15 protein-coding genes are annotated in these 15,058 nt (G+C 50.7%); 10 read left to right on the top strand and 5 right to left on the bottom strand.

Features of this window, described 5'->3' with window-relative positions; genetic code table 11:
- The 3 genes from J5224_RS08345 to J5224_RS08355 form a co-directional block, all read left to right on the top strand.
- The coding region (locus tag J5224_RS08345) for a hypothetical protein (RefSeq protein WP_264624922.1) at positions 1 to 190 on the top strand (190 nt) is incomplete at its 5' end.
- Positions 191 to 319: 129 nt separating this feature from the next.
- A complete protein-coding gene (locus J5224_RS08350) occupies positions 320 to 1,057 on the top strand; it encodes a phosphatase (protein WP_264624923.1) in 738 nt (245 codons plus the stop codon).
- 48 nt (positions 1,058 to 1,105) lie between these two features.
- Positions 1,106 to 1,687, top strand: coding sequence for a molecular chaperone (locus J5224_RS08355; protein ID WP_264624924.1), 582 nt, complete (start codon positions 1,106 to 1,108; stop codon positions 1,685 to 1,687).
- Positions 1,688 to 1,727: 40 nt separating this feature from the next.
- Here the strand turns inward: J5224_RS08355 and J5224_RS08360 are convergent, their stop codons facing one another.
- Together J5224_RS08360 and mdtH are read right to left on the bottom strand one after the other, a co-directional pair.
- The gene (locus tag J5224_RS08360) at positions 1,728 to 2,294 is read right to left on the bottom strand and encodes a lipoprotein (RefSeq protein WP_264624925.1); all 567 of its coding nucleotides are present in this window, start codon (positions 2,292 to 2,294) and stop codon (positions 1,728 to 1,730) included.
- A gap of 174 nt (positions 2,295 to 2,468) precedes the next feature.
- The gene (gene mdtH, locus J5224_RS08365) at positions 2,469 to 3,674 is read right to left on the bottom strand and encodes a multidrug efflux MFS transporter MdtH (RefSeq protein ID WP_264624926.1); all 1,206 of its coding nucleotides are present in this window, start codon (positions 3,672 to 3,674) and stop codon (positions 2,469 to 2,471) included.
- 352 nt (positions 3,675 to 4,026) lie between these two features.
- Between mdtH and rimJ the strand changes: the two genes are divergently transcribed.
- From rimJ to murJ, 4 genes are all read left to right on the top strand, one after another.
- Positions 4,027 to 4,611 carry a ribosomal protein S5-alanine N-acetyltransferase gene (rimJ, locus tag J5224_RS08370; RefSeq protein ID WP_264624927.1) on the top strand — a complete coding sequence of 195 codons (585 nt, stop codon included), beginning with the start codon at positions 4,027 to 4,029 and terminating at the stop codon, positions 4,609 to 4,611.
- 11 nt (positions 4,612 to 4,622) lie between these two features.
- The gene (locus J5224_RS08375) at positions 4,623 to 5,273 is read left to right on the top strand and encodes a DUF480 domain-containing protein (protein WP_264624928.1); all 651 of its coding nucleotides are present in this window, start codon (positions 4,623 to 4,625) and stop codon (positions 5,271 to 5,273) included.
- Between the two features lie 40 nt (positions 5,274 to 5,313).
- Positions 5,314 to 6,249, top strand: a complete 936-nt coding sequence (locus tag J5224_RS08380) for a Gfo/Idh/MocA family protein (RefSeq protein WP_264624929.1) — start codon at positions 5,314 to 5,316, stop codon at positions 6,247 to 6,249.
- Positions 6,250 to 6,373: 124 nt separating this feature from the next.
- Complete coding sequence (gene murJ / locus J5224_RS08385) at positions 6,374 to 7,909, top strand: murein biosynthesis integral membrane protein MurJ (RefSeq protein WP_264624930.1); 1,536 nt, start codon at positions 6,374 to 6,376, stop codon at positions 7,907 to 7,909.
- Positions 7,910 to 7,969: 60 nt separating this feature from the next.
- Here the strand turns inward: murJ and argS are convergent, their stop codons facing one another.
- Positions 7,970 to 9,700 (bottom strand): arginine--tRNA ligase, encoded by a 1,731-nt coding sequence (gene argS / locus J5224_RS08390; RefSeq protein WP_264624931.1) that lies wholly within the window; start codon positions 9,698 to 9,700, stop codon positions 7,970 to 7,972.
- Positions 9,701 to 10,454: 754 nt separating this feature from the next.
- Here argS and J5224_RS08395 point away from each other — a divergent pair.
- The 3 genes from J5224_RS08395 (at position 10,455) to J5224_RS08405 (ending at position 12,772) form a co-directional block, all read left to right on the top strand.
- Positions 10,455 to 10,997 (top strand): VOC family protein, encoded by a 543-nt coding sequence (locus tag J5224_RS08395; protein ID WP_264625034.1) that lies wholly within the window; start codon positions 10,455 to 10,457, stop codon positions 10,995 to 10,997.
- Positions 10,998 to 11,194: 197 nt separating this feature from the next.
- Entirely contained in the window at positions 11,195 to 11,959 is a 765-nt protein-coding gene (gene cutC, locus J5224_RS08400; RefSeq protein WP_264624932.1) for a copper homeostasis protein CutC, read from the top strand.
- A 402-nt stretch (positions 11,960 to 12,361) separates the two neighbouring features.
- Positions 12,362 to 12,772, top strand: a complete 411-nt coding sequence (locus J5224_RS08405) for an Exc2 family lipoprotein (RefSeq protein ID WP_264624933.1) — start codon at positions 12,362 to 12,364, stop codon at positions 12,770 to 12,772.
- 65 nt (positions 12,773 to 12,837) lie between these two features.
- On the opposite strand, the gene J5224_RS08410 is transcribed toward J5224_RS08405, so the two are convergent.
- On the bottom strand, positions 12,838 to 14,079 hold the full coding sequence (locus J5224_RS08410) for a DUF1835 domain-containing protein (protein WP_264624934.1): 1,242 nt from the start codon (positions 14,077 to 14,079) through the stop codon (positions 12,838 to 12,840).
- A 502-nt stretch (positions 14,080 to 14,581) separates the two neighbouring features.
- A complete protein-coding gene (locus tag J5224_RS08415) occupies positions 14,582 to 14,902 on the bottom strand; it encodes a hypothetical protein (protein ID WP_264624935.1) in 321 nt (106 codons plus the stop codon).
- Between the last annotated feature and the right edge of the window lie 156 nt (positions 14,903 to 15,058).

Here is a 15,058-nt window from a genome sequence, read left to right on the forward strand (position 1 = left end):
CGAACCCTCGATACGCTTTCACGTATACACACTTTCCAGGCGTGCTCCTTCAGCCACTCAGACACCTCACCGGATTGCTCGCCATCAGCATGCTGCGGCGACGGGCGCTAATGTAGGTAAATTGCCGGGCAGCGTCAATGAGTTTATGCAACAAAATGCGCGTTTAGCCAAACTTAATGCAATTTGCTGATTTACTGACCTATTTTAGTTTAAATAGGGCGCTACCAGTATGTTAAATTTTCGTTATGGATGAGGCACAGGCTGCCAGTGCCGGTGAGAAATGGTATGCTGACGATGAAATGCCTAGCCAGGAGAGACCATGTATCCCGTCGATTTACATATGCATACTGTCGCCAGTACCCACGCTTACAGCACCCTGCATGACTATATTGCAGAGGCAAAACGTAAGGATATCCGCCTGTTTGCCATCACCGATCATGGCCCTGATATGGCAGATGCGCCACACTACTGGCACTTTATGAATATGCGTGTGTGGCCGCGATTAGTGGATGGCGTCGGCATCCTGCGTGGTATTGAATCCAATATCAAAAACCGTCAGGGTGACATCGACTGTACCGGGGTCATGCTGGAGCAAATGGACGTGGTCATTGCCGGCTTTCATGAGCCCGTGCTGCCACCGCAGGATCTGGTGGCTCATACCGAGGCGCTGATTGCCACTATGGCCAGTGGCAATGTGCATATCATCAGCCATCCTGGCAACCCCAAATATCCGATTGATATTGCCGCCGTGGCGCAAGCCGCAGCGCATTATGACGTCGCGCTTGAGCTGAATAACTCCTCGTTTATGCATTCACGTAAAGGCAGCGGACCCAATTGTCGCGCCATTGCTGAGGCAGTGCGTGATGCGGGCGGAAGGTTGGCGCTTGGATCTGATTCCCATATTGCGTTCACGCTGGGCGATTTTACGCACTGCGAACGTATTGTGCAGGAAATTGATTTTCCGCAAGAGCGGATACTGAATGTGAGCCCTCGCCGTGTTTTAGATTTTCTGGAACAACGTGGTCGCCCTGCGATAGCAGAACTGGCGGCTTTATAATTATTTGGTGACGTTGTCACTTAATTGAATAATAACAACAGGTATGACATGAACGAATTCTCATTGGTATGCCGGCTGCTCGGTACGCTGTTTAATCGGGCCCCTGACGATGCCGTGGTGACCCCTTTGTTGACGATGATTGAGCAGGGCAAACTCAAGCCGCATTGGCCGCTCAATCAGGATGCTTTGCTGGAACGCATGCAGCAGAACGTTGATATCAGCGCATTAACCGCCGATTATCATGCGCTATTTATTGAACAAGGCGGTGCGGTTTCCCCCTGGCGCTCCTCCTATGTCGAAAATGAGGCAGAAGACGCGGTTCGCGTTTTTCTGCAACAGCGTGGCATGCCGCTCAAAGAAGGTGCCGTTGACCATTTTGGCGCGTTGCTGCTGGCTGCTTCTTGGCTTGAAGATCAGGCCGCGGAAGATGAGAATGCCGCGCAGTTGGCCCTGTTTGACGAGTTTTTGCTGCCCTGGAGCGATCGGTTTCTTGGTAAAGTCGAAAGCCACGCCACTACCGCATTTTATCGCACGCTGGCATTGCTAACACGCGAGGCGTTGGACGCGTTACGGGAAGATTTGGTGGAAGAAGAGGGCGACGAGGACGTGCAGGAAAGTCCAGAGGCCTAAATCGGTATATCAGGGCGGGGAAACCCGCCCTGATAAAGGCTTAATCCGTCAACTGAATAGCAATCTGTCCCGGTTTTACCTCAATGCCTTTTGCCAGTTTCTTGGCTAAGGCTTCTGTTTTGCTATTTTCATCACTGAGCACATAGGCCGGTTTCTGATCAAAATAGTTCTTCAATGCCTGATTCAAATAGGGCGTGAGCGTTTTGAACACGGTATCCATCTTCTCTGGTGTCACTTGATAATCCACCAGTTCCATCTCTTTGAGGTAAATGGCGCTGTTCGTTTTATCAAATACCGGTTGTGCTTTCAGCGTCAGCAAGGCGTCCGCTGACTGGGCACCCAGCAGCGAGCTGATGTCCACCTTGGCATGACCCTTCAGTGTGACTTTGCCCGGTTCGGCACGGCCGATCTGGCTGCTCAGATCGTTCAATACGATGGTGGCATCGACTACGCCTGGAATGCCGATCTGTTTTTTAAAATCGTTGTGTTTTTGCAGATAACGGTTTACATCTTGCTCGCTAAGTGAGTATTGCGTGAGCCGATCGCAGCCACTAACAAGTAACGTCAGCGCCACTGCGGCAATGGCGGCTATCCCTGATTTTTTCATTGATGTTCCTCTGCACGTGCTGTGTTTCTGAAGTATGGCTGTTTAGCGATAGAAAGGGTGCCCTGAGCTTAGCAGAAAATCTGCGGGGCTAACGGGCGCAGAGATACACTGCCTTATTAGCCCCGGGTTAGCTATCAGATAGCGCTGAAAGCACAGAAATTGCTAACCTGTGCCTTAATGTTCTCCCAGCATGGCGGGTGCTATCTTACGCAGATTGAACTGCCAATAGAGGGTTGCCAGCGTGAGTAAACCGATAATGCCTAACATAAACCACGGCAGCTCCGGCATGTGAAGCCGATGCCCGGTATCAAACAACCAACCGCCGCCGCTATAGCCCAGTGCGCCGCCCAACGCCAGACCCAGACGGCTGAATCCCATGTAACTGCCGCGTGCACGCGCATCGGCCAGTGACGCACTTAACGTTTCACGAGCGGGTTCTGCAATAATCGATCCCATGTAAAACAGGCTGATAAGCATCAGCAGCGTCGGCAGCGTGGTAGTCATGCCGATGGGAAACAGACTGAGTGTCATGATAAACAGTCCTGCCATGAGACGCTGTTCCAGGCGGAAGCGTTTTTCACTCCAGCGTGCAATCGGATAGAGCAAACTGAGCGATAGCATGGCTTCAATCGCATACATCCATTTCACCGCCGAGGGCGTGCCCGCAATCTCATTGACCATGATCGGGAGCATTAACAGCACCTGCACGCCCAACATGTAGTAGCCGGTCAACGTAAGAACATAAATCAGGAAGCGCCGATCGCGAATGACACGCAGCAGACCTTCAGAAATCGGCGTGCGCACGGTCGAGATACGATAGGCGGGTAGCAGCCAGGCGTTCAACGCTGCCGCCAGTACGAATAGCGCTGCACCGCCCCAGCACACGACGGTAAAGTCATATTGCAGCAGCCAACTGCCAATCAGCGCACCGATAACCGCCCCGGCACTGTCTTGCATCATCAGTAATGAGTAGAAGCGCCCACGCTCCTGCGGACGAACCAGCTTTACCACCAGTGCGGTGCGCGGAGGATCGAACAGCGTACCGCCAAGACCAGAGAGCGCGCAGGAGAGCCAGAGCAGCCAGGGTTCGGTAGCGATAGCCATAAACACAAAACCGGCGGCGCGCAGCAACATGCCGGTAATGATCATCGGTTTGGCACCAAACCTGTCGGCAATGGCACCGCCAAAAACACCTAATCCCTGTTGAATAAACTGACGTAATCCGAGAGCGATGCCCACCAGCAAGGCCGCCCAACCCAGATCGTCAACAAAGCGTATGGAAATTAGCGGGAATACGACAAAAAAACCCAGAACCACCAGCATATTGTCTAATAAAAGGAAATATTTGCCGAGACTCCGAGCTTGTGACATCAGAGGCATGTTTCACCACAAGAGAAAAAAAGAAAGAGTTACAACGCGTCTATTTTGTACCCTAATCAAATGGCAGGATAGTCTTTACAGAACAATATTTTTTTATCGTTCCGAGCCTCTGCGATTGCAACGTGAATGACTTTTTTTTAACCAAAATGCGGCGATGTTGGCGTAATTGCGTAATAAGTCACCGCTGGAGGTTTTACGCCAGAGAATTGATGCGGTTATAGTAGCGAGTATCGGCGTTTTTTGTGGTCAGGCGTTTGACTCCCTGTTCAGGGACTGGTTTTTCAGTTAAACCTGTACTGCAAATTATCGCGATAAATTTTTCTTATCGAACAACGAAAAAAACGAGGCAGAGATGTTTGGCTATCGTTCAACCCCGGCGCGGGTATACATGACAACGGACAGGCTGGTCGTGCGTTTAGCCCACGAGCGTGATGCCTGGCGTCTGGCGGAATACTATGCGGAAAATCGTGATTTTTTAAAACCCTGGGAGCCGGTGCGCGATGCCAGCCATTGTTATCCTTCCGGCTGGCAAGCGCGGCTTAGCGTGATCAACGACATGCATAAGCAAGGGGCTGCTTATTACTTCTTGCTGCTCGATCCGAATGAAAATGAGGTGCGTGGAGTTGCCAATTTCAGTAACGTCCTGCGTGGCTCCTTCCACGCGTGCTATCTGGGCTATTCGCTCGGCCAGAAATGGCAGGGGCAGGGCATGATGTATGAAGCCTTACAGCCTGCGCTGCGCTATATGCAGCGCCAACAGCACATGCACCGAATTATGGCCAACTATATGCCGCACAATCAGCGCAGCGGTAATCTGCTGACGCGACTCGGTTTTGAACGTGAAGGCTATGCTAAAAAATATTTGTTAATCGACGGCACCTGGCAGGATCACGTTCTGACTGCCTTGACGAATGAACAGTGGACGCCTCAGCGATAGGAGCCCAGAGAATGAAATATCAGTTTGATACCAAAGCGTTGCGTGTGGTGGGTTGTTTATTGGAAAAACAGATCACTACACCAGAACAGTACCCCATGTCGCTAAATGGCGTGGTAACGGCATGTAATCAGAAAACCAACCGCGAGCCAGTGTTGGAACTCAGTGAGAGCGAGGTTCAACAAACGCTGGATGTGCTGGTTAAAAAGCACGTTGTCAGAACCCTCAGTGGCTTTGGTAATCGCGTGATGAAGTATGAGCACCGGTTTTGCAATTCTGAATTCGGCGATCTGAAGTTTTCTTCCGCAGAAGTGGCGCTGGTCACGACGCTGTTGCTGCGTGGGGCACAAACGCCGGGAGAGTTACGAACTCGAGCGGGGCGTTTGCATGAATTTGCGGATGTCGATGAGGTTGAACAGACGCTGACACTGTTGCAAACGCGGGAAGATGGCCCCTTTGTGGTGCGTTTGGCGCGTGAGCCGGGTAAGCGGGAACACCGCTTTATGCACCTGTTTGGCGATGATGAACCCGTTGCGGTCATGGACAGTGCTGAAGGGCGCGTTGAGGCTGATTCGACGGATCTCGCGCAGCGTGTGCTGGTGCTGGAGCAAGAGGTAGCTGAATTGAAACAGCAATTGGCGCACTTATTGTCGCAACAATCCTGAGTATTGCCCGAGAGAATGCTCCCTGACAGAAGGTGACACAATGAATACAGTGAAAACGGACGCAGGGCGCATCCGTATCGGCATGGTTGGACTTGGTTCGATTGCGCAAAAAGCCTATCTACCGGTGCTGAGCCAGGAAACACACTGGACGTTTGCTGGCGTTTTTTCTCCGAATCAGCAAAAAATGCGCGCGCTCTGCCAACAGTATCGCCTGTCAGGTTATGCATCACTGGAGGCGCTGGCGAGCGCATGCGACGCGGTGATGGTACACAGCAGCACCGCCAGCCACTACGACGTGATCAGCGCGTTACTGCATCTTGGCGTGCACGTGTATGTTGATAAACCGTTGGCAGAAACGCTGGCGCAGGCCGAGGCGCTGTTAGCGTTAGCCGATCGACAGAGAAAAACCGTGATGGTCGGATTTAACCGTCGTTTTGCTCCCGGTTATCAATCGCTGAAATCAACGTTACTGCATCCCGATTCTGTTCGGGTGGAAAAACACCGTGCGGATAACGTGGGTCCGCAACCGGCGAGTTTCACGCTGTTGGATGACTACCTGCACGTGGTTGACACCGCACTGTGGCTGGCGGGTGAGGGCGCGACGTTACAAGGTGGCGTCGTGCGCAATAATGCAGCAGGACAGCTTGTTTTTGCTGAACATGTGTTTGCTTCTGCCTCCTGTCAGGTTGTCACCAGCATGCATCGCTGCGCGGGCAGTCAGCGCGAGTCGGTACAGATGATCGGACAGGGGGCCATTCACCACGTCGATAATCTCAGTGATTGCTGGCAGGAAAGCGGTGGCATTATCACGCGGTACCCGGCACCGTCCTGGCAAAGTATTTTAGAACAGCGCGGTTTTGTGGGAGCCGTTCACCATTTTGTCGATGCGCTTGATAAAGGTGTTCAACCCCAAACATCAGGCGAGCAGGCGGTTCTGGCGCAGCGAGTGGTTGAGTCGCTGCTCACATCATGCTGAATCCTGCTGTGAACTCTCATCAAGGGTGGCTATTCCGCCCCTGATGCGTAGACTGTCGCCACGCTTGGCGGGCTGCGTTCCGCTGTAACTCTCGACACAACAGAACAGAACAGAATCGAATCGGATGAATTTATTAAAATCATTGGCCGCGGTCAGTTCAATGACCATGCTATCGCGCGTTTTGGGCTTTATCCGCGATGCCATTGTCGCACGGGTATTTGGCGCAGGAGTGGCGACAGACGCCTTTTTCGTCGCCTTCAAACTGCCAAACCTGCTACGTCGTGTTTTTGCCGAGGGGGCTTTCTCGCAGGCATTTGTTCCGATACTGGCGGAATATAAAAGCCAACAAGGGGATGAAGCAACGCGAACCTTTCTTGCCTACGTGTCAGGCATGTTGACGCTGGTGCTGGCGCTGGTGACCGTGGCCGGGATGATCGCCGCACCCTGGGTTATCATGGTGACAGCGCCAGGGTTTGCCGCCACGCCCGATCGGTTTGCACTGACCTCGGCGCTGTTGCGTATCACCTTTCCGTATATTTTGCTGATATCGTTGACCTCGATGGTGGGGTCGGTATTAAACACCTGGAACCGCTTCTCTGTCCCGGCGTTTGCGCCGACATTTCTCAATATCAGCATGATTGGTTTTGCCCTGTTCGCCACACCCTATTTTGATCCGCCGGTGTTAGCGCTGGCCTGGGCGGTGTTGCTGGGTGGGGTGCTGCAATTGGTTTACCAACTGCCGCATCTTAAAAAGATCGGGATGTTGGTATTGCCGCGCTTTAAATGGCGTCACCCTGGCGTCGGGCGAGTGATGAAATTGATGGCGCCCGCGATTCTGGGCGTATCAGTGAGCCAAATCTCGTTGATCATTAACACTATATTTGCCTCTTTTCTCAGTGAAGGGGCGGTTTCCTGGATGTACTACGCTGACCGACTGATGGAGTTTCCGTCCGGTGTGCTGGGGGTCGCTTTGGGCACGATTTTATTGCCATCGCTGGCGAAAAGCGTCGCCAGCGGCGATCAGGAGGCCTATTCACACCTGATGGATTGGGGGCTGCGTCTCTGCTTTCTGTTGGCGTTGCCAAGTGCTGTTGCCTTGGGCATTTTGTCGAAACCGTTGATTGTGGCGCTGTTCCAGTATGGCAAGTTTAGCGCACTGGATGCTTTGATGACGCAGCGGGCGCTGATTGCCTACGCCATCGGGTTGATGGGGCTGATTGTGGTAAAAGTGTTGGTTCCGGGGTTCTATTCTCGGCAGGATATCAAAACGCCGGTGAAAATTGCGTTGGTGACGTTGGCGCTGACGCAGGTCATGAACCTGATCTTTATCGGGCCGTTGCAGCATGCTGGGCTGGCGCTGTCCATTGGATTGGCCTCGTGTCTAAATGCCGGGTTGCTCTATTGGCAGTTGCGTAAACAGCAGCTTTTCCAGCCGCGTCCGGGGTGGGGCACGTTTCTGGTCAAGCTGGTTATCGCTGTGCTTGCCATGTCGACAGTATTGATCGCGTTGTTGATGTGGATGCCGGCCTGGGACATTGGCGGCATGACAGTGCGTATTTCGCGCCTGCTGCTGGTGGTGGTGGTCGGGGCGGGGACCTATTTTGCGATGCTTGCGCTGCTTGGCTTCCGTCCGCGCGATTTTGCGCGTCGAGGCATGTAATCGGCCCCAATAAAAAACGGTGGCTCAGGCCACCGTTTTTTTATGACATGACGCCGTTGATTACATTTTATCGACGGTTTCAATACCCAAGGTGCTTAACCCTTGTTTCAGCGTTTCTGCGGTCAGCAGGGCCAGTTTCAGGCGGCTTTGACGCACCGCGTCACTGTCTGCGTTCAGAATCGGGCAATGCTCGTAAAAACTGGAGAACAAACCAGCAAGATCGTACAGGTAGGCACACATCACGTGCGGCGTCCCTTCACGCGCCACGATCGTGATGGTTTCTTCAAACTGCATCAGGCGGGTTGCCAGCGCCGTTTCTTTCCCATCATTCAATATCACAGGTTGCGTCAGTGCGGTTTTATCCAGATTGGCGCGTTTGAAAATCGAGGCAACGCGGGTATAGGCATACTGCATATAAGGCGCGGTATTGCCTTCAAACGCGAGCATGTTATCCCAGTCAAACACGTAGTCCGTGGTACGGCTTTTTGACAGATCGGCATATTTCACCGCACCGATGGAGACAATGCGCGCCAATTCACGCAACTCGTCTTGTTCCATATCCGGGTTTTTACCCGCGATCAGCGTTAATGCGCGCTCATAGGCTTCGTCTAACAGATCGGCCAGTTTGATGGTGCCCCCCGCGCGGGTTTTGAACGGCTTGCCATCTTTGCCCAGCATCATGCCGAACATATGGTGTTCCAATGAAACTGATTCAGGCACATAGCCTGCTTTACGCACGATTGTCCACGCCTGCATCAAATGCTGGTGTTGACGGGAATCGATATAGTAAAGAACGCGGTTGGCGCCTAGCGTCTCATAACGGTACTTGGCGCAGGCAATGTCAGTGGTGGTATAGAGATAGCCACCATCTTTCTTCTGCACGATAACGCCCATCGGTTCGCCTTCCTTGTTTTTAAACTCATCAAGGAAAACCACCGTTGCCCCTTCACTTTCAACGGCCAGGCCTTTTGCTTTCAGATCGGCAACAATCTCCGGCAGCATCGCGTTGTAGAGGCTTTCGCCCATTACGTCTTTTTTGGTCAGAGTGACATTTAAGCGATCGTAGGTGAGCTGGTTTTGTGTCATGGTGACATCAACCAGTTTGCTCCACATTTCGCGGAAATAAACGTCTCCGCCCTGTAATTTCACCACGTAGTGGCGGGCGCGCTCAGCGAAGGCGGCATCTTCATCGTAACGCAGCTTGGCTTCGCGATAGAAGGCTTCCAGATCGGGCAATACCAGTTCGCCGGAGGTGTCTTTCTGCACATCTTCCAGATGGGCAATCAACATACCGAACTGTGTCCCCCAGTCACCCACGTGGTTGGCGCGGATAACCTTGTGTCCGAGAAACTCAAGTGTGCGTACCGCAGCATCGCCAATAATGGTGGAGCGCAGGTGGCCGACATGCATTTCTTTGGCGACGTTAGGCGCGGAATAGTCAACCACGATGGTTTGCGGCGTAACCGGAGTGATACCCAACTTAGGTGTGTTCAAAGCCCGTTCGGTTTGTTGTGCTAACCATTGCGCATCCAGAAACAGATTGATAAATCCCGGACCGGCGATCTCTGTTTTGGCGACAATACCGTCCAACGCCAGATGCTGAACGACCGTCTCTGCCAGTTGTCGCGGAGCAAGCCCAAGTTTTTTCGCCGCTGCCATGACACCATTGGCCTGGTAATCACCAAACTGAGCCTTGGCAGACTGGCGCACCTGCGGGTCTGTGCCGTTGGGCGCACCTGCTGCAACCAATGCCTGGCTGACTTTTTCCGAAAGAAGAGCCTGAATATTCACCTGGATACCTTTAATAAAAATTTAGCCCCCGCTTATACCATATTTGGGCTTAGTCGTCAGCAGGGCGAGCCTTCCCCGCGAGAATTTTCCTGAGAAAATGCAAGGGGGATAGAACACGAAGAGGGGAGGTAACGCGTCGAAAAAGGGGGCAAAGAAGAAGAAAAAGAGTACCTGTGCTAGCAAAAAACAGTTAACGCTTTCTTCCCCGATGATGGGTTCCGATACGTTGACTTTCCCTTGTTTTAAAATGTTTAAAAATTGCATATGCCGCAATGGCAATAAGCAGAACCGATAAAATGGCTAAAATCATAATTATTTCTCTGTATACTATTGCGATACGATAACAAATTACCTGTTTTTGTTAGGTGTTACAATGTAGGTCAAGAGGTTTAAGATTAATCTTTTCTTTTAAGAATATTCCCTAAATTCGTATAATTTACGGATGAATGAATTGTAATACGTTATTGTGGACCATTTGCTGTGCTGTGTTTATAAATTCCGCTGCCGTTAGATATCCTTATCAAATACGGTGAGGTGGTTAATAATGAAGGGATATAGCATAAGGTGATTTTCATCACGTTATGTTTCAGGATGTTACAACATCAGGGACATGGTCACGTAGGCTTTTTGTGCTGTGGCCGACGATGCAGAGCGCGCTACACCTGGTTTGTGCCGGAATGGTAGGTAAAGAACGCGCAACGCGTTACTATTCAAAAATTAATTATTGTTAATGTTAGGAAATGCAATGTCTGGAATGTTACCCCCTGCACTTCAACAGGATTTGGCCCGCTTTGAGCGTGCGTTGCTACAGTTAGCGGATACGCTGTCATTAGATTTGTCGCAATTTGAAGCGGACCATATAGCGTTGCGCTGCAACCAAAATACGACGGCTGCGCAATGGAAAGAAACGTTATTAACGCTAGGGGTATTAATTTCTGAAAATCAAATTAACGGACGTCCTATTTGCCTTTTTTCGCTTAACGAAAAAATAACCGTGGGCCCGTTGAGCATTGACTGTATTGAATTACCCTGGCCTGGTCAGCGCTTTTACCCCACTGAAGGTTGGGAGCACATCGAATTAGTCTTAGCGGGCAGTCCAGACACCTTGCATGCACGCGCTCTGGCTTGTCTTTCCGATAGCGCGCTGGCTTCACCGCACATTACCCTAAAATTCAGCCAACCTGGTAGCGACAAAGAACGCTTGCCTAATCCCACGTTAGCCGTGAGCGACGGGACAGCCACTATCAAGTTTCATCCGTATTCCATTCGTGAAGTGATTGCCAGCGAGCAGAAGTAGCCTGGTCCTGATACTGGCTAACGGCTTTTGGTAAGATTTGTGTGACACGTCATGGATAGCATGGGGGTAATCCTGCCCTCTGTGACTCGGCTCTCCTTTGCATTTTTATTCAGATGCCATATTTATCCTAAAGCCATAACGTGCTAGTTGATGGTGCAATGGCCACAGCGCAATGTGACGCAGGCGGGGGAGATAACATGTCAAAGTTGGAAGTTTGCTGTTACAGCGTTGATTGCGCACTCACGGCGGAACTGGCAGGAGCAGACCGAATTGAACTCTGTGCCGGCCAGCGTGAAGGCGGGCTCACGCCCAGCTATGGTGTTCTTGTCGAGGCTAGGAGCAGGTTACGGCTGCCGGTGCATCCTATTGTACGCCCGCGCGGCGGGGATTTCTGTTACAGCGACAGTGAGTTTCGCACCATTCAGTACGATATTCAGCGCATTAAAGAAATGGGTTTTCCGGGTGTAGTGATCGGTGTGTTAGATGAAGAAGGGCATATCGATCTGCCACGCATGAAAGTATTAATGGCACTGTGTGAGGGGATGGCTGTGACATTCCACCGTGCTTTCGATCTGTGCCTCAATCCGCACATGGCGTTGCAACAACTCACGGACTTGGGCGTGGCGCGCGTGTTGACATCCGGTCAGCAGCAGCAAGCTGAAAACGGATTAACGTTATTACGTGAACTAATACGGGCGAGTCGTGGTCCAATTATTATGGCGGGAGCAGGCGTGCGCTTGACCAACCTGCATAAATTTCAGCGAAGCGGTATTCAGGAATTGCACAGTTCAGCCGGACACTGGATTCCTTCGGCGATGCGGTTTCGCAAAGTGGGTGTGTCCATGTGTTCCGATGCTGAAAGCGATCTGGACGAATTCAGCCACTATTGCGTCGATGGCGACATCGTTGCTGAAATGAAGCGCGTGCTGAATGCGGGGTGCCAGACAGTCCCTGTCCCCTGATGATGTGGACAATTCGCCCAACGAGTCCTTTACCGCGCAGCATCCCTTCGGGTTTGCTTGCGAGTACCAAGCCCCGGCGTGTTGCCGGGGCTTTTTTTCTTATATACAATAACTTAAATAGTTTTTGGGGTGCTATAGGGGTGCTGGTGGATGATGAAAAAAAGCTAAAATATCCCACGTTAAAACGTCATTTGATATGGGAGATGAGGCCGGGGGATATGCGTGGTTTGTTGGTGTCAGGTTTCATAACGCAACACGTGCTAACAGAACGTTTTTATTCGTGCGTTAAGGTATTTAACGGGTGGAAGTTGTGTCGTTATCTGTTTATTGTCAGCGATATTTTTTAGTATCTTACACTGGATATTGCACTTGGCATGTTGCATCAAGAAAAGGAGAACTTGGGTGAGGACGTTACATCGATTTGTATTATTATTGATTGTATTATCATGTTGTGGGTGTGCTAGTTCACTATCCAGTCCAATGCGTCACGCCTACCACACGGCACATCAACTGTCACATCAACATTTCGATCCTAATACGCGTATTCATGTTAATAAGACGACCGCACAATTACTTCCTGAATTTGAAAAGATATACCATTTAGGGCAGCAGGATCGTGCCAAAGGCTTGTCTCAGCAAGAAGCACAACAGAATGCAAACCGCTTTAGCGATCCGCAGTTATTGCCTGATTCAAATATGAAGCTATCTTTTTTCACGCATAAATATTCAGTAGAGAATCCGCAAGAATCTCGAAGGTTATATATCGATGGCCTGCTCAAAACATATTGGGATGGTTTTAACGGCCGGTATTGATATAACTCTCTGATACCCTGACCAGCAGGTCGGGGGGGGTTACTGTGTTTGCACTGAAAACAGCGCTATAAATCCCGCCATACCGGACGCCCATTATTGTCCACAGCCCAATGCGTCTCACGGGGAGTTAGGCAAACCCCGCCAACCCAGTGAGGCTGTGATGCAAAATCAAGCCAGTAAGCTTTGCCGTTAAGTATGTCATGGCCGAGCGCCGTTAATTCCACCGTTTGCAGGGCTTCTGTATCTGCTGCTGCGCGGATACGCAGCAGCGGGTTTGCACCTGTTATCAGTGGTCTGATGGCGGAATAGAACATCATGTCGCCCATATATGGCAGTGGGTCGCGGGTGGTGATCAGCTCTCTGAATACCTTCCTGAGGCTGGTGGGGCCTGATTGCGCAATATGGTGTAATGACAGACGTTCAGTCAGGGAAAGGCCGTCGTTGATGCCCGGTAATTCTTGCAATAATCGGCGCAAGGAACGGGAAAGATAAGGTAAAGCGGTGTGTTCACGCTGGGCCAGCGCAAAGAGCGCTTCTGGCGAAGGTGCACACCAGGCCGACCAGGCGTGGTGCGCCAGTGCTATTGCATCGGCAGGCACCGCCTTGCGTTGCGTCCAGAGCCAGGCCAATACATCGGGTGATAACTGGCCCAGTCCAATAAAACGCTTCACGCCGGGTATATCGCCAACCGCGATAAGCTCGAGCTTTTGTGGTTGTTTTTCGAGTGATGAGAGTGTGCGGATTAGAAAAAGTTGATCGTAAGGGTCGGCTTCGCACCACAAAACCGCATGTTCAGCATCGGGTAAACGTTGCCACTGCGCCTGCTCCTCGTCAAAACGGCGGGTGACGTCAACGGCGTCCAACTGAAACGCCTGCTGAATAAAGGTGCAGCGAGCCGTGCGGTAGTCGGCAAAGGGAACGTCCTGAACCGGTCCCATAGACAGTGGGTCGGTATAGCTGTGAAATGTGCCGTGAAAACCGGCGAGTCGCAGATTGTGTTCAATATCATTGCCGCAACGCCAGTGCTGGGTTTTGCTTTCATCATCAGCAGTGAAATGGGGATGACGCCGGGCAAAGGCGATGGCATCAACATGCGCTTTGAGCTTAGGCCAACTTTCAAACCCAACGTCACGCGCAATTAACCACTGTGCGCTGGCAAGAGTTAGGTCGAACGTTGGATTAAGGCGATGAAGCAGTGCCAATTTTTCAGGCTCAAGGCCTGCTTTGATACGTTGCAACAATTCTTTCGCGCGTTTGCGCTGTTGAACCAGATTGATATGACCATTACTTATCGGATGTACAGACATACGAACTCCTTTCCAATACCTTATCCGCATTCAGGTGGGGAGTCGTAACCTTGAGGTTGCCTACTTATCTTGGGCGCAGCCCTTTCCGCGGATGGTGGCGCAGATAACGCCACCATCACTATATCCTGCCATCGGGAGGGCTGCAATACGCGCTTGGGTTAATGCTGCTGGAACAATAAAAAAGTTTTTCCTGCCCCTGAGTTAATTATCGTTCGCTCAGTGATATTAAAACACGCATATTGATTCCTAAACTAGGTATGTTAAAACTTTTTGAACAAACGCTTGACTTTATTTTTTGCTTTTTCTATGTTGCGCTCGGCCTCCTTTTGAACTCGGGGCATAACACGATCAAATTCATCTTTTGTTTTGTCTAAGCTACGTTCGACCTCCTTTCCAACTCGAGTAGTAATACTACCAATTTCTTTGCTGATTCGTTCACCAGTACTGGTTTTGTTACTCTCGCTCGACTGAATCAATTTATCAATCTCATCTATTGATTGAGTTAGGTATAATTTTCCGAATTCTCTTCACCGAGTTTATCATTGTCCGTAATCGAATTTATCGTTGCGAGAACCGTTTTTAATGGTTCATTGATATTGTCACCCGTGTTGCACAATGTAAGGATTGCTTTATTGTTTTTTGAAAAAAAACCTTCATAATACGTTAAACTTTCATTGTAAGCGTGTTGTTCGAGCTGTAGCGTTGATAATTTGTCATTTATAAGTTTAACTCTCTTGGTCGCAGGGTTATCTTCTTGCGAAGATCTCTGGGCTGGGGCAATTGATTGAAGTGAATGTATAGCGCTTGAGATGGACGGTAGCATATTGATGACTCCCTATTAATAAGTGGAGCCATGGTATGAGGAAAGAAATTATTTTTATACCAGGTTATCGCCTTGTTTCATGTAACGCACTTATAAGCTATGAAATGACTCGAAAGTAACTATCACGCTCCGTCGGGAATACCAATGAGTAGATAT

This window comes from Candidatus Symbiopectobacterium sp. NZEC135 (genome assembly GCF_025962695.1).